The sequence below is a fragment of the Plantactinospora siamensis genome, from assembly GCF_042434095.1.
Taxonomy (GTDB): domain Bacteria; phylum Actinomycetota; class Actinomycetes; order Mycobacteriales; family Micromonosporaceae; genus KBS50.
In genome coordinates this window covers 49,745-70,170 of record NZ_JBHLUE010000032.1, presented here as the reverse complement: position 1 = coordinate 70,170, position 20,426 = coordinate 49,745, and the positions used below count along the sequence as shown (strand labels likewise).

At 75.5% G+C, this 20,426-nt stretch carries 14 protein-coding genes and 2 pseudogenes; 6 read left to right on the top strand and 10 right to left on the bottom strand.

Features of this window, described 5'->3' with window-relative positions:
• The 8 genes and pseudogenes from ACFFHU_RS28805 to ACFFHU_RS28770 form a co-directional block, all read right to left on the bottom strand.
• The coding region (locus ACFFHU_RS28805) for an ATP-binding protein (protein ID WP_377343582.1) at positions 1 to 937 on the bottom strand (937 nt) is incomplete at its 3' end.
• 9 nt (positions 938 to 946) lie between these two features.
• A complete protein-coding gene (locus tag ACFFHU_RS28800; protein ID WP_377343581.1) occupies positions 947 to 2,566 on the bottom strand; it encodes an acyl-CoA carboxylase subunit beta in 1,620 nt (539 codons plus the stop codon).
• A gap of 1 nt (position 2,567) precedes the next feature.
• Positions 2,568 to 3,833 carry an acyl-CoA dehydrogenase family protein gene (locus ACFFHU_RS28795; protein ID WP_377343580.1) on the bottom strand — a complete coding sequence of 422 codons (1,266 nt, stop codon included), beginning with the start codon at positions 3,831 to 3,833 and terminating at the stop codon, positions 2,568 to 2,570.
• Positions 3,830 to 5,800, bottom strand: coding sequence for an acyclic terpene utilization AtuA family protein (locus ACFFHU_RS28790; protein WP_377343579.1), 1,971 nt, complete (start codon positions 5,798 to 5,800; stop codon positions 3,830 to 3,832). Before ACFFHU_RS28790 ends, ACFFHU_RS28795 begins: the two co-directional genes overlap by 4 nt.
• Before the next feature lie 125 nt (positions 5,801 to 5,925).
• Positions 5,926 to 6,705 (bottom strand): annotated as a pseudogene (locus ACFFHU_RS28785) (TIGR03084 family metal-binding protein); the annotation flags it as partial.
• 189 nt (positions 6,706 to 6,894) lie between these two features.
• Positions 6,895 to 7,515 (bottom strand): annotated as a pseudogene (locus tag ACFFHU_RS28780) (TetR/AcrR family transcriptional regulator); the annotation flags it as partial.
• Between the two features lie 163 nt (positions 7,516 to 7,678).
• The gene (locus ACFFHU_RS28775; protein ID WP_377343578.1) at positions 7,679 to 8,422 is read right to left on the bottom strand and encodes a metallophosphoesterase family protein; all 744 of its coding nucleotides are present in this window, start codon (positions 8,420 to 8,422) and stop codon (positions 7,679 to 7,681) included.
• Between the two features lie 143 nt (positions 8,423 to 8,565).
• A complete protein-coding gene (locus ACFFHU_RS28770) occupies positions 8,566 to 9,243 on the bottom strand; it encodes a Crp/Fnr family transcriptional regulator (RefSeq protein WP_377343577.1) in 678 nt (225 codons plus the stop codon).
• A gap of 228 nt (positions 9,244 to 9,471) precedes the next feature.
• On the opposite strand from ACFFHU_RS28770, the gene ACFFHU_RS28765 reads away from it, so the two are divergent.
• From ACFFHU_RS28765 to ACFFHU_RS28740, 6 genes are all read left to right on the top strand, one after another.
• Positions 9,472 to 10,260 (top strand): adenosylcobinamide amidohydrolase, encoded by a 789-nt coding sequence (locus ACFFHU_RS28765; RefSeq protein ID WP_377343576.1) that lies wholly within the window; start codon positions 9,472 to 9,474, stop codon positions 10,258 to 10,260.
• Positions 10,261 to 10,271: 11 nt separating this feature from the next.
• Positions 10,272 to 11,456 (top strand): CapA family protein, encoded by a 1,185-nt coding sequence (locus ACFFHU_RS28760; RefSeq protein WP_377343575.1) that lies wholly within the window; start codon positions 10,272 to 10,274, stop codon positions 11,454 to 11,456.
• A gap of 10 nt (positions 11,457 to 11,466) precedes the next feature.
• The gene (gene nth / locus ACFFHU_RS28755; RefSeq protein ID WP_377343656.1) at positions 11,467 to 12,273 is read left to right on the top strand and encodes an endonuclease III; all 807 of its coding nucleotides are present in this window, start codon (positions 11,467 to 11,469) and stop codon (positions 12,271 to 12,273) included.
• Entirely contained in the window at positions 12,270 to 12,884 is a 615-nt protein-coding gene (locus tag ACFFHU_RS28750; RefSeq protein ID WP_377343574.1) for a TlpA family protein disulfide reductase, read from the top strand. Before nth ends, ACFFHU_RS28750 begins: the two co-directional genes overlap by 4 nt.
• Complete coding sequence (locus tag ACFFHU_RS28745) at positions 12,881 to 13,591, top strand: NUDIX hydrolase (RefSeq protein ID WP_377343573.1); 711 nt, start codon at positions 12,881 to 12,883, stop codon at positions 13,589 to 13,591. The genes ACFFHU_RS28750 and ACFFHU_RS28745 overlap by 4 nt, the downstream gene beginning before the upstream one ends.
• A gap of 181 nt (positions 13,592 to 13,772) precedes the next feature.
• Positions 13,773 to 14,951, top strand: coding sequence for a MarP family serine protease (locus ACFFHU_RS28740; protein ID WP_377343572.1), 1,179 nt, complete (start codon positions 13,773 to 13,775; stop codon positions 14,949 to 14,951).
• A 44-nt stretch (positions 14,952 to 14,995) separates the two neighbouring features.
• Here ACFFHU_RS28740 and mycP read toward each other — a convergent pair whose 3' ends face one another.
• Entirely contained in the window at positions 14,996 to 16,339 is a 1,344-nt protein-coding gene (gene mycP / locus ACFFHU_RS28735) for a type VII secretion-associated serine protease mycosin (RefSeq protein WP_377343654.1), read from the bottom strand.
• 73 nt (positions 16,340 to 16,412) lie between these two features.
• Positions 16,413 to 20,375, bottom strand: coding sequence for a type VII secretion protein EccCa (eccCa, locus tag ACFFHU_RS28730; protein ID WP_377343571.1), 3,963 nt, complete (start codon positions 20,373 to 20,375; stop codon positions 16,413 to 16,415).
• Positions 20,376 to 20,426: the final 51 nt, after the last annotated feature.

The following is a 20,426-nucleotide window of genomic DNA, read 5'->3' as shown; positions in this document are numbered from 1 at the left end:
CTCCGGCTGAGCCGGCGGGCCGGTGCTCGCCTCCGCCATACCCCGGCTCCGGCTGCGCTCCGGCTGAGCCGGCGGGCCGGTGCTCGCCTCCGCCATACCCCGGCTCCGGCTGCGCTCCGGCTGAGCCGGCGGGCGCCAGCAGGAACTCGACCGTGCCGGCGCCGACGTAGCCGACCGCCCGCCCGGCCGCCACCGCGGCCTCGGCCAGCGCCGCGCGCAGCGCCTCGGGGATGACGGCCGGCGCCTCCTCGATGATCTTCTGGTGCCGGCGCTGGATCGAACACTCCCGCTCACCGAGGCTGAGCACCGTACCGTGGGTGTCGCCGAAGATCTGCACCTCGACGTGCCGGGACCGTTCGACGTACCGCTCCAGGAAGACCGTGCCGTCGCCGAACGCCGCGGCGGCCTCCCGGCGCGCGCCCGCGACCGCCTCGGCGAGCCCGGCGGCGTCCCGGACGATCCGCATCCCGCGTCCGCCGCCGCCGGCGGCCGCCTTGACCAGCACCGGGAATTCGGTGATCCGGTCCGGGTCGGTCCAGGTCGGCAGCATCGGCACGCCGGCCTCGGCCAGCAGCTTCTTCGCCTCGACCTTGTCGCCCATCGCGGCGATCGCCTTGGCCGGCGGCCCCACCCAGATCAGGTCGGCGTCCACCACGGCCGCCGCGAACTCCGCGTTCTCCGCGAGAAAGCCGTAACCCGGGTGCACGGCGTCCGCGCCGGCCCGCCGGGCCGCCGCCACGATCAGGTCGATCCGCAGGTACGTCTCGGCCGGCGCGTTGCCCGGCAACCGCACCGCCGTGTCGGCCTCGGTCACGTACGGCGCGTCGGCGTCGGCGTCCGAGTGCACGGCCACGGTCTCGATGCCCATGGTGCGGCAGGTGGCGATGATCCGGCGGGCGATCTCGCCCCGGTTCGCGATGAGCAGTCGACGAATCACGAGACACCCCTAGTGACGGAACACGCCGAAGGCCTCGGCGCCGCGCACCGGGGCGTTGTGGATGGCCGACAGGCAGAGCCCCAGGACGGTACGGGTGTCCCGCGGATCGATCACGCCGTCGTCGTAGAGCCGGCCGGACAGGAACAGCGCCCCCGACTGCGACTCGATCTGCTGTTCCACCATGGCCCGCATGGCGGCGTCGGACTCCTCGTCGTACTCCCGGCCCCGGGCCTGCGCGGCCTGCCGGGCCACGATGGACAGCGTCCCGGCCAGCTGCGCCGGGCCCATCACCGCGGACTTGGCGTTGGGCCAGGTGAACAGGAACCGCGGCTCGTACGCCCGGCCGCACATGCCGTAGTTGCCGGCGCCGTACGACGCGCCCAGGTTCACCGTGAGATGCGGGACGGTCGAGTTGGACACCGCGTTGATCATGAGGGCGCCGTGCTTGATGATGCCGCGCTGCTCGTACTCGGTGCCCACCATGTAACCGGTGGTGTTCTGCAGGAAGATCAGCGGCGTGTCGGCGGCGTTGGCCAGCTGGATGAACTGGGCCGCCTTCTGCGCCTCGGCGCTGAACAGCACGCCGCGGGCGTTCGCCAGCACCCCCACCGGCCAGCCGTGCAGCTCCCCCCAGCCGGTCACCAGCGCGGTCCCGTACGCCGGCTTGAACTCGTCGAACTCGCTACCGTCCAGCACCCGGGCCAGCACCTCGCGCGGGTCGAACGGCACCTTGAGGTCGGCGCTGGCGATGTCCAGCAGCTCCTCCGGGTCGTACGCGGGCGGGGCCGGCTCGGCCGTGCGCGGCGGCGGGCCCTGCTTGCGCCAGTTGAGCCGGCGGACGCACTGGCGGGCCAGCCGGATCCCGTCCCGCTCGTCCTCGGCCAGGAAGTCCGCGAGGCCGGACCGGGTGGCGTGCATGGCCGCGCCGCCCAGCGACTCGTCGTCGGTGACCTCGCCGGTGGCCATCTTCACCAGCGGCGGCCCGGCCAGGAAGACCTTGGCCCGGTCCCGGATCATGATCGTAAAGTCGGACATCCCCGGCACGTACGCGCCGCCGGCCGTGGCGTTGCCGAACACCACGCTGACCGTGGGGATGCGCGCGGCCGACAGCCGGGTCAGGTCGCGGAACACCCGGCCGCCGGGGATGAAGATGTCGGCCTGGCTGGGCAGGTCGGCGCCGGCCGACTCGACCAGGTTCACCATGGGCAGCCGGTTCGCGTACGCGATCTCCCCGGCCCGCCGGGTCTTGGCCAGCGAGATCGGGTTGACCGCGCCGCCGCGTACCGTCGGATCGTTGGCCACGATCAGGCACTCGACGCCCTCGACCACGCCGATTCCGGTCACCACGCTGCCGCCGACCGGGAAGTCGGTGCCCCAGCCGGCCACCGGGGACAGCTCCAGGAACGGCGCGTCCCGGTCCAGCAGCAGCTCGATCCGTTCCCGCGGCAGCAGCTTGCCCCGGTCGTGGTGCCGGGTCACATACTTCTCGCCGCCACCGGCGCGGGCCTGGTCGAGCGCCGTGTCCAGCTCGGCCAGCCGCTCCAGCATGGCGGCCCGGTTGGCGTCCCGGGCCGGCGATGCGGCCCGGTTGGCGTCGCCGGTCACCGGCGCGGCGCGCAGCACGGTCATGTCAGATCCCCATGCCCTTCGCGATGATCTCGTTCATGATCTCGGTGGTGCCGCCGCCGATGCCGAGGATGCGGGCGTCCCGGTAGTGCCGCTCGACCTCGGCGTCGCGCAGGTAGCCGAAGCCGCCGTGCAGCTGCACCCCGGCGTCCACCACCCGGTCGCAGGCGGCCACCGCCACGTTCTTGGCCATCGCCACCTCGGCCACCAGCGGCTGGCCGGTGGCGACCCGGGTGGCCACGTCGTGCACGAAGCTGCGCGCCGCCTCGGTCACCGTGGCCATCTCGGCCAGCCGGTGCCGGATCACCTGCCGGGTGGCCAGCGGGCGGCCGAACGTGTGCCGGTCCCGGCACCACCGCACGGTCAGGTCACAGCATCGCTGCGCCGTGGCGTACGCGCTGGTGGCCAGGGACAGCCGCTCGGCGGCGAAGTGCTGCATGATCTGCAGGAAGCCGGTGTCGGCCGGCCCGACGAGGTTGGCGGCCGGCACCCGTACATCGGCGAAGGACAGCTCGGCGGTGTCCGAGCAGTGCCAGCCCATCTTGGCCAGCGGCGGACCCACGGTGAAGCCGGGCAGCCCCTTGTCGATGACCAGCAGCGACACCGGCCCGGCGCCGGCCAGGCCACCGGTGCAGACCGCCGTGGTGACGAAGTCGGCCCGGATCCCGCTGGTGATGTACGTCTTCGTGCCGTTCACCACGTAGTGCTCGCCGTCCAGCCGGGCGGTGGTGCGGATCCCCGCGACGTCGGAACCGCCGTCCGGCTCGGTGACGGCCAGCGCGCCGATCTTCTCGCCGGCCAGCGTCGGCCGGACGTACCGCTCGACCAGGCCTTCGGCGGCCCGGCCGGCGGCCGCGCCGGGGTGGCCACCGGCCCGGCTTGGCAGCCCGGCAGCGGCGCCGGCCCGGCTCGGCAGCCCGGGAGCGGCGCCGGCCGGGCTCGGCAGCCCGGGAGCGGCGCCGGCCGCGGCCACCATGTGCGGCAGCGCGATGCCGTGCGTGAACAGCGCCGCCACCAGCCCGGAGGAGCCGCCCGCTCGGATGATCTCCTCGGTGACCACGATGGAGTCGAGCAGGTCGCCGCCGCTGCCGCCGACCTTTTCGGGGAAGCCGATCCCGAGCAGTCCCAGCTCGGCCGCCTTCCGGTGCAGGCCGCGCGGCACCTCCCCGGCCCGCTCCCAGTCGGCCAGGTGGGGCAGCACCTCGCGGGTCACGAACGACCGGGTCAGCTCGCGCAACTGCCGCCGTTCCGGCGTGTCCACCAGGCTCATCCCGGCCTCCCACCCGCGCTGTCCGGCACGGCCGGGCGCGGGCGGTCCGGTGCGGCCGGGCTGTCCGGCACGGCCGGGCGCGAGCCGTCCGGTGCGGCCGGGCTGTCCGGCACGGCCGAGCGGTCCGGTGCGGCCGGGCTGTCCGGTGCGGCCGGGCTGTCCGGCACGGCCGGGCGGTCCGGCGCGGCCGGGCGCGGGCTGTCCTGGCTGTCCGGTGCGGGCGGGCGCGGGCGGTCCTGGCTGTCCGGCGTGGCCGGGCGCGGGCCGTCGACCGGGTCCGGCGGCAGGTCGGGCAGGTCGGGCAGGTCGACGATCCGCGCTCGGAGCAGCTCACCGAGCGCCTTGGCCTGCGGGTCGAACCGGGTGGAGGCGGCCACGCCCTCGCCGAGCAGGCCGCGCAGCACGAAGTTGACCGCCCGCAGGTTGGGCAGCTCGTACCGGTCGATGGCCAGCTCGGCGGTCTCCGGCAGCAGCTCGCGCAGCCGGTCGGCGGTGAGCCAACCGCGCAGCCAGGCGTACGCCGGCTCGGTGCGGGCCCAGACGCCGAGGTTGGCGTCCCCGCCCTTGTCCCCGGACCGCGCCCCCACCAGCTCCCCCAGCGCCCCCCGCCGGCTGGAAGGAAAGGAAGGGCCCCTTGTTATCGCTTTTTGTATAGGAAGGGTCCCCTGCAAACGGGCCGCGGAGGTGGCCGACGGCGCCGGGATGGGCAGCCGGTCGCCGCCGGGCAGCACGGCCAGGTGTTCGACCGAGTCCTGCGGCACGTACTCCGCGGTGAAGACGCCGTACGGGCGGGCGTCGCCGGGCGGGGTGGTCAGGGTGCAGCCCGGGTACGAGGCGAGGGCCAGCTCCACGGCCGCCGCCGAGAACGCCCGGCCGGCCCGCTTCGGCTCGTCGGCCCGCAGGTTCACGTGCAGCAACGCGCTGGCCGCCTCGGTCTCGGCCGCGTCCGGATGATCTGTCCGGGCCAGCGTGAACTCCAGGCCGTCCGGGCCCACCGCGTCGGTGAGCTGCGCCCGGACCAGCTCGGCCTTGGCCTCGATGTCCAGCCCGCAGAGCACGAACGTCATGCCGTTGCGGAACCCGCCGAGGTTCGCCACGCCCACCTTCAGGGTGTCCGGCGGCGGCGTGCCGCGCACCCCGTCGACGCGTACCCGCTCCGGGCCGTCCGGGCCGAGCCGCACCGTGTCCAGCCGGGCCACCACGTCGGGGCCGACGTACTCCGGGCCGCCGATCTCGTACAGCAGCTGCGCGGTCACCGTCTCGACGGTGACCGCCCCGCCCGTCCCCGGATGCTTGGTGATCACCGCGGACCCGTCGGCGGACACCTCCGCGATCGGGAACCCGGGTCGCCGGCCACCGTCGGGCAGCTCGGTGAAGAAGCTGAAGTTGCCGCCGGTCACCTGCGCGCCGCACTCGATCAGGTGCCCGGCCACGGTGGCCCCGGCCAGCGCGTCGAGGTCCGCGCCCCGCCAGCCGAAGTGCGCGGCCGCCGGACCCACCACCAGGGACGCGTCGGTCACCCGGCCGGTCACCACGATGTCGGCCCCGGCCCGCAGGCAGGCCGCGATGCCGAAACCGCCGAGGTACGCGTTCGCGGCGAGCGCGTCGGGCCGGTCGATCGCGTCCCCGGTGACGTGTCCGACCCGCACCGACACGCCGAGCCGGTCGGCCAGCGAGCGCAGCGCATCGGCCAGGCCGGCCGGGTTGAGCCCGCCGGCGTTGGTCACGATCTTGACTCCGCGCTCGACGGCGGTGCCCAGGCACTCCTCCAGCTGGCGCAGGAAGGTGCGCGCGTAGCCGAGGGCGGGGTCCTTGAGCCGGTCCCGGGCCAGGATCAGCATGGTCAGCTCGGCCAGGTAGTCGCCGGTCAGCACGTCGAGGTCGCCGCCGGAGAGCATCTCCCGCCAGGCCGCGAAGCGGTCACCATAGAAGCCGGAGGCGTTGCCGATCCGCAGCGGCGTGGTCACCGGTCGACCGCTCTCGACGTACCGGAACCGGCCGGGCCGGCCGGGTCGCGGCCCGGCGCGGACGGTCCGGCAGCGTCCGGGTCGGACGGTCGGGCCGGGTCGCGGGCTGGCACGGACGGTCCGGCCGGGTCGCGGCCGGGGCCGGGCGGACCGGCGAAGGCCTGGGCGACGTCCAACCACTCGTCGGCGACCGGCCCGGTCGCCGAGAGGGCCAGGTCCGCGCGGTGCCGGCGCCGGGTGACCAGCAGGCAGAAGTCCAGCGCCGGGCCGGCGACCCGGTCGGCCGCGTCGGGCGGCCCCCACGACCAGGTTTCGGCCGCGGCGCCGGGCGCGGCCAGTTCGACCCGCACCGGCCGGTCCGGCGCCGGCCGGCCGTGCGCCGCGAAGCTGTGCCCGAGGGTACGGGTGCCCAGGTGGGCGACGTGTCGCAGCCGACCGGTGGGCTGCCGGATGACGCCCAGCGCGTCGGCCACATCCTGGCCGTGCGCCCAGGTCTCCATGATCCGGGCCGTGGCCATCGACGCGGGGGACATCCGGGTGCCGTACCAGGGCAGCCGCTCGCCGTCCGGCACCGCCGCGAGCGCCTCGGCCAGCCCGGCGCGTCCGCGCCGCCACCGGTCCAGCAGCTCGGGCGGCGGCGCCAGGAACTCCTCGGCGCCGCGGTCCACGAAGCCGTCCGGGTCGGTGGCCGCCCGGGAGATGGAGGCGAAAAAGGCGTCCGGGTCGGTGGCCGCCAGCCGCGCCACGTGGTCGGTCCAGGCCAGGTGGGCGATCTGGTACGCGATGCTCCAGCCCGGCGCCGGAGTGGGGCGGGACCAGTCCGCGGCCGGCAGCGGTGCCACCAGCGCGTCCAGCTCGGCGGACTCGGCGGCCAGATCCGCCAGCAGGGACTCCAGATCGACCATGGGCACCTCTCGGTTTCAGCGGTTGGGGTGCGGGTCGGCGGTCCGGGCCCGGGTGGCGGTGGCGGCCTGGTCGGCGGTCCTGGCCCGGTCGGCGCTGCCGGCCTGGTCGGTGGGCCTGGCCCGGTTGGCGGTGTCGGCCTGGTCGGCGGGCCTGGCCTGGGCCGCGCTGCCGGTCGGGGCGGCGGTGCTGGCCAGGGCGGCGCCGAGCTGGCGCTTCCAGACCGCGAGCAGGGCCCGGCGCCGGGCCGAATCGTCGGTGAGCAGGTTGGCCACGCCGAGCCCGCGCAGCAGGTCGAGGGTGGCCTGCACGGTCTCTCGTACGCCGGGAACCCGCTCGTCGGCGCCGAGCAGCTCGACGGTCAGCCGGTGCATCTCGCGGCCCACCCGGGCCTCGAGCGGGACCAGCGCGGCGCGCAGCTCCGGATCCGTGCGGGCGGCCACCCACAGCTCAAGGGCGGCCGCGAAGAGCGGGCCGGTGAAGAGCGTGGTGAGCATGTCGACGACCCGGCCCGGCCGATCGGGGCCGGGCGGGAGGGCGGCGGCCTCGGTGCGGATCTCGGCGGCCCGCCGCTCGGCGAGGTGCTGGACGGCCGCCGTCACCAGCGCGGCCTTGGTGGGGTAGTGGTGCAGCTGGGCGCCGCGGGACACGCCGGCTCGGGCGGCCACCTCGATCGTGGTGGTGCCGGACCAGCCGCGCTCCACCAGGGCGTCGACCGTGGCGTGCAGGAGTCGGGCCTGGGTGGCGCGGCTGCGCTCCTGCTGCGGTACGCGGGTCGGAGGCTGCGGCTCGCGGGTCGGTGCGGGGGGCACGGCCCCAGCGTGCCGCCCGAGAAAGAAACAGTCAAGCCTGCTTTTTCCTGCCCTCCTCTCCCGCGATCTTGCAGTTGTGGGCCCCGTTATGCGGCTTCAATACCGGTTTATCAGGGCCAAAAGTGCAAGATCGACGGAGCGGGTGGGTGGGTGGGGTGGGGGGTCAGCGGCCGTCGCGGGGGGCGAAGGCGGTGAGGGCGTCCACGTCGCTGTGGCGGGCCCGGACGTACTCGTCGGCCCACTCCGCTGCCCCCGCGTACCCGGACTCCGCGCTGATCCGCGCGCACGCGGCGTCGAGGTCGAACTCGGTGCGTCGCAGCTGGACGCCGGGCCCGAGCAGGGCCCAGGGCGCGCCGGCCGGTCCGTACGGCATGCCGATGCTGCCCGGGTTGACGATCAACCGCCGGTCCACCAGCCGGACGAACGGCATGTGGGTGTGCCCGCAAACCACCGTCCGGACCTCGTCGGGCACGCCGGCGAGCACCTCAGTCCAGCGCTCCAGCCGGCTGTCCACGAGGACCATCTCCTCGTCGTCCCGCGGGGTGGCGTGGCAGAACAGCACCGGGCCGAGCCCGCGTACCGGCAGCGTGACGGTCGGTGGGAGCGCGGCCAGCAGCGCGACCTGGTCGGCGCGGAGCTGGGTGGCGGCCCAGCGCGACTCGGGATATTCCGGCTCGCGCCCGGCGCGGGCCTCCACCAGCTCGCGTTCGCCGTTGCCGTTCACCCAGTGCGCCCGCTCGCCCAGCCCCACGAGCAGGTCGAGCACCTCCACCGGCTGCGGGCCGGAGGCGATGTCCCCGGTCAGCACGATCGCGTCGGCGGCGGCCACGTCGGGCTCGGCCAGCACGGCCTCCAGCGCCGGGAGCGACCCGTGGATGTCCGAGAGCACGGCGACGGTGTTCAGCATCGGCCCACCATGCCGACCGGCCCGGACCCGCGTCCAGCCCGGTTAGCTCAGGGCAGAACGGCGGACCGGGTACGGAAGGGCCCCCGCCGCGCCGGAGGCGATGGTGGGGGCCCGTACGTCCGCTGGAGAACCGGGTGGGTCGCTCAGACGCGGGCGCGCCGGGCCAGCCGCTCCGGGTCGAGGATGATGATGCTCTTGCCGTCCAGGCGCAGCCAGCCGCGCGAGGCGAAGTCGGCGAGCGCCTTGTTCACGGTCTCCCGGGACGCGCCGACCAGCTGGGCGATCTCCTCCTGGGTGAGGTCGTGGGTCACCCGGAGCACGCCGCCGTCCCTGGTGCCGAACCGGCCGGCCATCTGCAGCAGGTTCTTGGCGACCCGGCCCGGCACGTCCGTGAAGATCAGGTCGGCCAGCGAGTCGTTCGTCCGGCGCAGCCTGCGGGCCAGCACCCGGAGCAGCTGCTCGGCGATCTCGGGACGGTTGCTCAGCCACGGCCGCAGGGCCTGCTTGCGCAGCCGGACCAGGCGGGTGTCGGTGACGGCGGTGGCCGTCGCGGTGCGCGGGCCAGGGTCGAAAAGCGACAACTCGCCCACCATGTCGGACGGGCCCATCACGGCGATGAGGTTCTGCCGCCCGTCGGCCGCCCGGCGGCCCACCTTGATCTTTCCGCTCAGCAGGATGTAGAGGCTGTCGCCCGGCTCACCCTCATTGAAGACGACCTCGCCCTTGCGGACGTCGATCGTCTCCATCTCCTTGGCGAGCGCCTCGGCCGCCTCCGGGTCGACACCCTGGAAGATCCCGCTGCGGGCCAACACCTCGTCCATCGCGCACCTCCGCTGCACGTGCCGTCCGTCGACCGGTTCGTCGGCCGTTGATCGCCGCGCGCCGCCAGTCTAGGCGCACGTGAGCAGTATTCGGAGGCGCACCCCGGGGAATAGAGGCTGGCCACCGAACCCGTTTGTCGATCTCAGCCTCCATCATCCACCCTTTCCGGCCCGGTCGACCAACCGGCGGGTTCCCGCCGGGGCCGCGCCGCCCCGTAGGGTCGGTCCGTGCTGTCCGATCCCCTGCTCACCGTCCGCTTCGAGGGCGGCCACGAGGTTCCCCTGCTGGTCTGGCGGGCCCCGGCCGGGCTGCCGGCGATCAGCTCGGCGCCGCTCGGCGGCGGGATCGGCGTACGGGGCTGGGTGCTGAACGCGACCGTCCCGATGTCGTACGACCGGAACGACCCGGACCGGCACCTCATGGAGCTGGCCGCCGGTCTCGACCTGTCGGGCCCGGGCGTCGGGCACCTGACCGGGGTGGACGTCGCCGAGGTGGTCCCCGCCGAGGCTGCCGGGGTGCGGGTCTGGGCCACCGTCGGGCTGGGCGCCCCGATCTGGGCCGCCGACGAGGCCGTCCCCGCCGGACCGGTCGAGGCGGCCCGGCCGGTCGGGTCGAGCGGGTCGGTCGGCGCGGTTGGATCGGTCGGGTCGAGCGGACCGGCCGGGTCCGGCCCGCGCGTCGGCACGGTGAACATCGTGGCCATGGTGCCCGCGCGGCTGTCGGCGGCCGCCCTGGTGAACGCCGTGGCCACCGCCACCGAGGCAAAGGCCCAGGCGCTGTGGGAGCTGGGGCTGCCGGCCACCGGCACCGCCACCGACGCGGTGACCGTGCTGTGCGCGCCGACCGGCCCGGTCGAGGCGTACGGCGGTCCCCGGTCCCGGTACGGCGCGCCGCTCGCCCGGGCCGTACGCCGGGCGGTCCTCGACGGCGGGCGGGCGGCGGCGGTGCCGTGGTCCGACCGGTTTGTGCCCCGATCCGGCGGAACGGGCCTGTGGCCGTCCCGCCTCCCCGGGTAGGGTCGGCGCCGATGTCCAGGTACCCGTCCTTCGCGCGTCCCGCCAGCTCCCGCCCGCGCCGCCGGGCGCTGGCGGCCGTCCTGCTCGGGCTGCTGCTCGCGGTGGCGGCCGGGTGTGGCGGCGGGGACGACGGCGCAGCGCGGTGGGAGTCGGGCCAGGGCGGCGGCTCCCCGGCGCCGACTCGGACCGGCGCCGGAGCGCCCGGCCCGACCGGGGCCCCGGCGGGCCGGACGATCTCGCTCTCGGCCACCGGCGACATCATCATGGGGGACGCTCCGGACCGGCTGCCGGCCGGCGGGGGCAAGGGCTTCTTCGCCCCGGTACGCGCCGCGCTGGCCGCCGACGTCGTGATGGGCAACCTCGAGGAGCCGCTGACCGACGACACCGGCACCGGGAAGTGTGGGGCCGGCTCCGACGACTGTCACCAGTTCCGGGCGCCGCCCAGCTACGCGCAGCACCTGGTCGACGCCGGGTTCACGGTGCTCAACCAGGCCAACAACCACGGGAACGACTTCGGCCCTACGGGCTACCGGAACACCAGCGCCACGCTGGACCAGCACGGGCTCAAGCACACCGGGGCGCCCGGCGAGATCACCGTGGTGACCGCCGGCGGGGTGAAGGTGGCGGTGCTCGGCTTCTCTCCGTACCCGTGGAACAACAGCTCGCTGAACCTCGGCGCGGCGGCCGACCTGGTGCGGCGGGCCGACGAGGCCGCCGACCTGGTGGTGGTGCAGGTACACATGGGGGCCGAGGGCGCCGACAAGATCCATGTGCGGCCGGGCACCGAGATGTACCTGGGGGAGAACCGCGGCGACCCGATCGCGTTCGCGCACGCCGTGATCGACGCGGGCGCCGACCTCGTGGTGGGGCACTCGCCGCACGTGCTGCGGGGAATGGAGTTCTACCGGGACCGGCTGATCGCCTACAGCCTGGGCAACTTCGCCGGCGGCAGCGGCACGCTGTCCCGGAACGGCCGGTTGGGGCTGGCGGGCATCCTGAAGGTCTCCCTCCGGCCCGACGGCGCCTGGGCCGGCGGCACGTTCACCTCCACCAACCTGAACTCGGCCGGCCGGCCGGTGCCGGACGCCGCCGGCCGGGGCCTGGCGCTGGTCCGGCAGCTGAGCAGCGGGGACTTTCCGAGCAGCGGCGCCCGGTTGGACGCCCGCGGCCGGATCTCGCCCGTCGCCGCGGGCTGAGCCGGCGGTCCTGTCGGAGCGCCGACGTAGGCTGGCCGGCGTGAACGAGCAGCGCGAGACCGACCTCGGACGGAAGCGGCGGGCCCGCCGGATGGCCCGGGTGCTCGCCGAGACCCATCCGGACGCGCACTGCGAGCTCGACCATTCCGGTCCGCTCGAGCTGGCCGTGGCCACCATCCTGTCCGCACAGTGCACGGACAAGAAGGTCAACGAGGTCACGCCGAAGCTGTTCGCCCGCTATCCCACGGCGGCCGACTACGCCGGCGCGGACCGCGCCGAGCTGGAAGTCATGATCAAGTCGACCGGCTTCTTCCGCAACAAGACGGATTCGTTGATCAAGTTGGGTCAGGCGCTGGTGGAGCGGTTCGACGGTCAGGTTCCGCGCCGGCTCGACGACCTGGTGACGCTGCCCGGCATCGGGCGCAAGACCGCCAACGTCATTCTCGGCAACGCCTTCGACGTCCCCGGCATCACGGTCGACACCCACTTCCAGCGCCTGGTCCGGCGCTGGGGATGGACCGCCGAGGCCGACCCGGTCAAGATCGAGCACGCGATCGGCGCGCTGTTCCCGAAGCGGGACTGGACCCTGCTCTCCCATCAGGTGATCTTCCACGGCCGGCGGGTCTGCCACGCCCGCACGCCGGCCTGCGGGGCCTGCACCCTGGCCAAGCTCTGCCCGTCGTACGGGACCGGACCCACCGATGGAGCGGCCGCCGCCAAGCTGCTGAAGGGTCCCCGGGCACACGAGCTGGCGGAGCGGGCCGGCCTCGATCCGGCGCTGGTCCCGGCGCGCGCGGTGGCGGCGGAGGCACCATGAGGGCCCGGCGGGGTGTTGTTGCGGCCCTGCTGCCGGCGCTCCTGCTGGTCGTGGCCGGCTGCTGGTCCGGTGGCGGCCGCCCGGGCGTCCCGGTCACCCCGCCGGCGCCGTTCGCCGGCTGCGCGGCGCTGACCGCGTCGCCCGCCGGCACGCCGGCCGCCGCACCCCCGTCGGCCAAGCCGGCCGCCAAGGCGCTGCCCGATCTGACGCTGCCCTGCTTCGCCGGCGGCCCCGACGTACGGCTCGACGCCATCCGCGGCCCGGCCGTGCTGAATCTGTGGGCGGCGTGGTGCTCGCCGTGCCGGAAGGAGCTGCCGGCGTTCCAGCGGTTGGCCGCGCGGACCGGCGGGACGCTGCACGTCATCGGCGTCGACACCCGGGACGACCGGGATGCCGCGGCGGGGCTGGCCGGCGACCTCGGCGTGACCTTCCCGACGCTGGTCGACCGGAACGAGGAGCTGCGGATCCGGGCCGGTGGCCGGGGGTTGCCCAGCACGATCCTGGTGGACGCGTCCGGCCGGATCAGCTACCTGCACGACGCGGGCGCCCTCGACGACGCGACGCTGGCCGAGCTGGTGCGACAGCATCTGGGCGTCCGGGTGCCGTCGTGACCGGGTCTGCCGAGGCGTCCGTCCCGCAACCGCCGGACTGGGCCCGGGGCCTGGCCGAACGGGCCCGCGCGGCCCGCGCCGAGGACTTCACCCGGCTGCGTACGCCGAAGAAGGGCGGCCGGGAGAGCGCCGTGCTCGTGCTGTTCGGCGAGGCGCCCGGCGCGGGGCCGGACGTGCTCCTCATGCAGCGGGCCGCGACGCTGCGCAACCACGCGGGCCAGCCGGCGTTCCCGGGCGGCGCGGCCGACCCGGGCGACGCCGACCCGTCGGCGACGGCCCTGCGGGAGGCGCGCGAGGAGGTGGGGCTGGACCCGGCCACCGTGACCGTGCTGGCGCAGCTGCCCCGGCTCTGGATCCCGGTGAGCGACTTCGTGGTCACCCCGGTGCTCGCCTGGTGGCACCGGCCCCACCCGGTGCACCCGCGCGAGCCGGCCGAGGTGGCGCACGTCGCCCGGCTGCCGGTGGCCGAGCTGGTGGATCCGGACAACCGACTGCGGCTGCGACACCCCAGCGGTTGGATCGGGCCGGCCTTCCAGGTGCGCGGCATGCTGGTCTGGGGATTCACCGCGGGCGTGCTGGCCAGCCTGCTCGAGATGGGCGGCTGGGCCCGGCCGTGGCCGCTCGACCGGATCGGCGAGCTGCCGCCGCCGCCCGCGCCGGCCGCCGGCCCCCAGGCCGGAGAGGGCGTCGCCGGGCCGCTGCCCTGACCATCCGCCCGGACCAGCCGGGCCGGGCGCTGCACCCGGCCGGGCGCTCTGCCCGGTTGAACCCGGCCGGACGCTGCGCCCGGATCAACCCGGCCGGGCGCTGCGCCCGCTTCAACCGGGCCGGGCGCGTCGCTCGCGAGGGCCTGCGCCCGTCGCGGCGGCGCACCCGTACATTGGACGGGTGTCCGCGGTGGATGTGGTGCTGCTCGTGCTCATGCTGGCCTTCGCGATCAGCGGTTACCGGCAGGGATTCGTCATCGGCGTGCTCTCGTTCACCGGTTTCTTCCTCGGCGCGCTGATCGGGCTGCAGCTCGGGCCGATGCTGGCCCGGCAGTTCGAGAGCCCGTCCATGCGGGTGATCGTCTCGCTGGTGACCATCTTCGGCCTCGCGGTGATCGGCCAGGCGGGCGCCGGCTGGGTCGGCTCGCACCTGCGCCACGCCATCACCAACCGGGTGGCCCGCCGGGTCGACGACGTCGGTGGCGCCTTCGTGTCGATCTTCGCGGTGCTGCTGGTGGCCTGGCTGGTGGCCGTACCGCTGGGGTCGTCGTCGCTGCCCGGCCTGGCCAGCTCGGTCCGCAACAGCGCGCTGCTCGGCGTGGTGGACCGGGTGCTGCCGCAACAGGCGCAGGCCTTGTCGAACGCGTTGCGCGACACGGTCGACACCAACGGCTTTCCGGACGTGTTCAACGGGCTCACCCCCACCCGGGCCCGGGAGGTCGCCCCGCCCGACCCCACCCTGCGGAACTCCCGGGTGGTGGCCAGCAGCCAGCGGTCGGTGGTGAAGGTCCTCGGTACGGCGCCGAGCTGCTCGCGGCGGATCGAGGGCTCGGGCTTCGTGTACGCCACCAACCGGGTGATGACGAACGCCCACGTGGTGGCCGGCACCCGCAGCGTGTCGGTGGAGGTGGACGGGGAGCGCCACTCCGGGCGGGTGGTGGTCTACGACCCCGAGCGCGACCTCGCGGTGATCTACGCGCCGGGGATCGGGGCGCCGGTCCTGCGTTTCGCGCCCCGGCCGGCCAACACGAACGCCGACGCCATCGTGCTGGGCTACCCGCTGGACGGCCCGTACGACGCCCGCCCGGCCCGGGTCCGGGACGTCGGCCGGATCACCGGCCCGGACATCTACTCGACCGGGGACGTGACCCGGGAGATCTACACGATCCGCGCGCTGGTCCGGAGCGGCAACTCCGGCGGCCCCCTGGTGTCGGCGACCGGTCAGGTGCTCGGCGTGATCTTCGCGGCCGCCGCCGACGACCGCAACACCGGCTTCGCGGTCACCGCGGCCGAGGCGGCACCGGTGGCCACGGCGGGCGCCGACAACACCCGGGCCACCGGAACCGGCGACTGCACCTGAGTCCGGATGCAACCCGCCGGCACGGGCGGCCGGCGGCGCGGCGGTCAGCGGGTACGGCGGCGGCGGATCAGCTCCACGGTCCCCGCGCCCCCCAGCACCACGACCAGCAGCAACCAGCCCCAGCCCGGATGGGCGTCCTGCTCGGCCGGCTGACCCGCGGCCCGGGCCGCCCAGCGCGGCCGCTCGGACGGCCCGATCTCCAGCTGCCGGGCCGGCGGCTCGGTCGCCGGGATGGTGCCGGGCGCCGGACCGAAGCCGGCGGTGCCGGGCGACACGTGGTCGTCCAGGGGGTTCGAGGTCACCCGCGGCACCGGTGCGGTGAGCGCGGCGACCGGATCCACCCGGCCGAAGCCGAACTGGGGGTCCCGGCCCGGAGGGCCGAGGTCGCGGGCCGTCGAGATGAGCCGGTTGACCACGTCGGCGGCGGACATGGCCGGCCAGCGGGACCGCAGCAGGGCGGCCGTGGCCGAGACCATCGGCGCCGCGAAGCTGGTGCCCTGGACCGGCCAGTAGCCGCCGGGCCGCGCCCCGACCAGGCCGCTGGCCGGGGCGCTCAGCGCCGTCTCCGGCCCGTCGATCGACCCCGACCAGAGGCCGTTGGTGTCCCGCTCCAGGCCGGAGACCGCGAGCACGCCCGGCTCGCGGGCCGGATACCAGACCCGGTCCACCGGTGAGCTGGGCGCCAGGTTGCCGGTGCAGGCCACCACGACCACGTCCTTGGCGAAGGCGTAGTCGATCGCCGCGGCCAGCGCCGGGCTGTCGCCGTTGCCGCCGAGCGACATGTTGATCACCTTGGCGCCGTTGTCCACCGCCCAGCGCACGCCGCGGGCCACGATGAGCGCGTCGTCGTACCGGTTTTCCTCGTCGAGGACCCGGACCGGCAGGATCCGGGCGTCCGGCGCCAGCCCCACCACGCCCCGGTCGTCGTCCCGGCGGCCGGCGATCAGGCCGGCGACCGTGGTGCCGTGCCCGACCGGGTCGGTCTGGCCGTCGCCCGCGCCGCGCACCAGGTCGGTGCCGGGGAGCACCTGGCCGGTGAGGTCCGGGTGCCGTCCGTCCACACCGGAGTCGACGACCGCCACCGTGACGCCCTTGCCGGTGGACAGCTGCCACGCGCGCTGGGCGTTCATCTCCTTGAGCTGCCACTGGTCCTGCCGGACCGGGTCGCCGAGCAGCGGCAACGCCGGCTGCCGGCGACCCGCCGGCAGGGAACTCACCAGGGTGGTCGACGCACGCGCTCCGGAGGTCAGCGCAGCGGTCGGCGCGGGGGCCGCCCCGGCCGGTCCGGCGACGAGCGTGACCGCGGTCAGGGTCGGCAGCGCCGCGGCGGCCATCCGCCAGACGGCGTGCACTCGACCACGCCACCGCCCAGTCACATCGTTGCCAATCCATCCAACGGACACGTGCTGAGGGGAGGTTAGCGTGTTTCCGGCCGGGTGCGGGCCGAACCGCAGTACTTCCTCAGGGCGGGGGCAGATATGCCAGCTGAATGAGCCGTACCCCTGCCTTCCGGGTGACCAACCAACCACGGCCCGGCGGCAGCGTGGCCGGCCGGACCGGGCCGAGCAGCGGCCCCTCGTCCGGATCCCCGGACAGCACCACCCCGGGCGCGGAGAGTTCCCGCAACCGCTGGATGACCGGGTCGTACAGCGCTCGGGCGGCGCCGCCGGTGCGCCGGGTGAGCACCAGGTGCAGGCCGACGTCCCGGGCCTGCGGCAGGAACTCCTCGATCGTCCGCAACGGGTTGGTCGGCCCGGCGGCCACCAGGTCGTAGTCGTCCACCAGCACGAACAGCTCCGGGCCGGTCCACCAGGACCGGTCCCGCAGCTGCGGTGCCGTGACGTCCGCGCCGGGCAGCCGGCGTCGCAGGTATCCGGCCGCCGACTCGAGCAGCTCGGTGCTGGCCGCCGCGGCCGTGCCGTACCCGATGAGGTGCTCGGTCTCGACGGCGCCCAGCAGGCTGCGCCGGTAGTCCACCAGGATCAACCGGGCCTGCTCGGGGGCGAACCGGCGCACCACCGAGGCGGCCAGGGCGCGCAGGAACGAGGACTTGCCCGACTCGGCGTCCCCGAACAGCAGGAAGTGCGGTTCGGCGGCGAAGTCCAGGGCCACCGTCCGCAGGTCGGCCTCGGCCAGCCCGATCGGCAACCGCAGGCCGGTCGCGTCCGCCTGGTCGAGTTCGGCGTACGGCAGCACCGGCGGCAGCAGCCGGACCGGTGGCGCCGGCGGCCCCGCCCAGCTGGCCCGGACCGCCGAGACCAGCTCGGCCGGGTCGGCGCCGGCGGCCAGCGCGGGGAGCGCGCCGAGCAGGTGCAGCCCGTCCGGCGTGATGCCCCGGCCGGGCGACTTCTCCGGCACGTTCGCGGCGGCCTGCCGGGACACCAGCGAGTCGGTCGGGTCGCCGAGGCGCAGCTCCAGCCGGGCGCCGAACAGGTCGCGGATGGCCGGCCGGAAGTCCAGCCAGCGCGGCGCGCTGGCCACCACGTGCACGCCGTAGGAGAGGCCCCGGGTCGCGAGATCGGTGATCATCGGTTCCAGGTCGTCGTACTCGCCGCGCAGCGTCGGCCAGCCGTCCACCACCAGGAAGACGTCGCCGAACCGGTCACCGCCGACCGCCGGGTCCGCGGAAGCGTCCGGTCCGGTCGCGGTACGCCGGGCGCGGTACGCGGTCATCGACTCGATCCCGGCCGCCGCGAAGGACCGCTCCCGCTCGGCGAGCACGGCCGCCACCTCACCCACGGTACGGCGCACGGCGGGCGCCTCCAGCCGGCCGGCCACCCCGCCCACGTGCGGCAGGTCGCGCAGCCCGGCCAGCGAGCCGCCGCCGAAGTCCAGGCAGTAGACCTGCGCCTCGGCCGGCGTGTGGGTGAGCGCCAGCGCGCAGACGAGCGTGCGCAGCAGCTGGGACTTGCCGCTCTGCGGGCCGCCGACCACCGCCACGTGCCCGGCCGCGCCGTGCAGCGCCAGCCACAGCGGCTCGCGACGCTGCTCGTACGGCCTGTCTACCACCGCCACCGGCACCTCCAGCCGGCCCCGCAGCTCCGGGTTGGCCACGGTGAGCCCGCGGTCCGGCTCGGCGGTGACCCGCCCGAGCAGCTCACCCAGCGCGGGCGCGGCGGCGAGCGGCGGCAGCCAGACCCGGTGCGCCGGTGGCCCCTGCCCGGCCATCCGGGCCACCAGCAGCTCCAGCAGGCTTTCCCCGGGCTCGGCCGGCGGTTGCTCCGGCGCCGGCGCCGAGGGGGCCACGAAGTGGGTCGAGTAGCGCTGTATCCGCGGCGGGGCCGCCGGCCCGGCCAGCGGCCGGGGCCGGGGTCGGGGCCGGGGACCCGAGACGTACGCGGCGGTGAACCGCACCAGCGGCTCGGTGCCGTACCGCAGGAAGCCGTGGCCGGGCGCGCGGGGCAGTTCGTACGCGTCGGGCACGCCGAGCACGGCCCGCGAGTCCAGGGCCGAGAAGGTGCGCAGGCCGATCCGGTACGACAGGTGCGTTTCCAGGCCGCGCAGCCGGCCCTCCTCCAGCCGCTGCGAGGCGAGCAGCAGGTGCACCCCGAGCGACCGGCCCACCCGTCCGATCTGGACGAACAGCTCGATGAAGTCCGGCTTGGCGTCCAGCAGCTCTGAGAACTCGTCGCAGACGATCAGCAGGGTGGGCAGCGGGGCCAGCGCCGCGCCGCCGGCCCGGGCCCGGTCGTGGTCGCGCAGGCTGGCCAGGCCGGCCCGGCGCAGCACCTCCTGCCGGCGGACCAGCTCGCCGTTGATGGCGTCGACCATGCGGTCCACCAGGGGCAGCTCCTGGCGCAGGTTCGTGATCATCGCGGCCGTGTGCGGCAGGCGGTCCAGCGAGGCGAACGTGGCGCCGCCCTTGAAGTCGACCAGGACGAGGTTCAGCTCCTCCGACGAGTGCGTGACGGCCAGCCCCAGCACGATGGTGCGAAGCAGTTCCGACTTGCCGGACCCGGTGGCGCCGATGAGCAGGCCGTGCGGGCCCATGCCGTCCTGAGCGGACTCCTTGAGATCCAGCTCGACGGCGCCGCCGTCGGCGCCGATCCCGATCGGGACCCGCAGCCGGTCCCGCTCGGGACGGCGCGTCCAGGAGCGGGCCAGCGGGTACGACTCCGGGTCGCCGACGCCGAGCAGCTCGGCCAGGCCCGGGTCGGGGCGGGCCGGACCCGAGCGCCCGGGGGCGGCGGCCAGCCGCAGCGGGGCGAGCCGGCGGGCCACCGCCTCGGCCTCGACCACGCCGAGCCGGTCCGGCGTACCGACCTCCACGGGCCCGTCCGCGGTGAGCGTGCACAGCCGGTCGCCGCGCAGCTCCAGCGCGAGCGTGCCGGGATCCGGCCGCGGCGCCGGCGCGTCCAGGTCGAGCACGGTCACCGCGTCGATGCCGCCCTCGCCGGTCAGCGCGGTCGCTCCGGTCATGTCCGCGCCGTCCAGCAGGACCAGCAGCTGCGGGCCGTTGGTGGCCGGGCCGAGCGGGCTGAACCGGGAGCGGCTGCCGAGCACGTCCTCCAGCAGCCCCTCAAGCTCGGCCAGCGAGCTGGTGACCAGCCGGACCGGCCCGAGCGCGTCGACCCGGGTGGGGTGCAGGACGTGTGGCAGCCACTTCAGCCACTCCCAGGCGGCGCGCCGCTCGGGCCCGGCGCACAGCGCGATCATCAGCTCGTCCGGGGCGTGGAAGACCGCGAGCTGCACCAGCAGGGCCCGGACCAGCGACCGGCCGCCGGTGTCGGCCATCGCCCGGACGTCCGTCGCCGTGGCAGCGGCCGGATCCCGGACGACGATCCGGGCGAAGGCCCGGAGCGACACCGCCACCGGCAGGTCCGGCACCACCGAGTAGGTGTCGAGGAACCGGCGCAGCGCCCCGGCGGTGAGCGGCTCCAGCTCGTCCAGCGGCCGGGTGGCCGGGGGCAGCAGCGGGGTGGCGAGCGACTGCGGGCCGGTGGCGACGCGGACCACGCCGAAGTCCGGGTCGCCCGCGCGCCGCTCCCAGATCCGCTGGCTGGCCGCCGTCGACCAGAGCTGGCCCGGGTCCGGATGGCGGTAGAACAGGGCCGCGCGCTGCCGCTCGATGGTGTCCCGCGCCTGCCGGCGCAGCCCGGCCAGGTGTCGCAGGTAGTCCCGGCGCGCGGCGATGAGCTCGGCGCGCCGCGGGGCGCCGGCCGAGCTGCCCCACGAGGTGACCAGCATGGCCAGCGAGCTGACCCCGAACATGGCGCCCACCAGGTAGGAGTAGGCCCCGCCGCCGCGGCCGAACATCATGGCCATCGCCACCGAGCCGCCGACCATGGGCAGCACCATCATCGCCTGCTGCCACCGCCCGCCGGCCACCTCGGGAATCTCCGGCGGCGCCGCCACGGCCAGCTCCCCGGTGGGCAGCTCCGGACCGGGCTGGCGCGGCGGTCGGCGTACCACGATGGTGCTCACGCTGACGCGGACCTCCCGCACCGGTGGGCGGCGCGTCCACCGGGCGGCCCG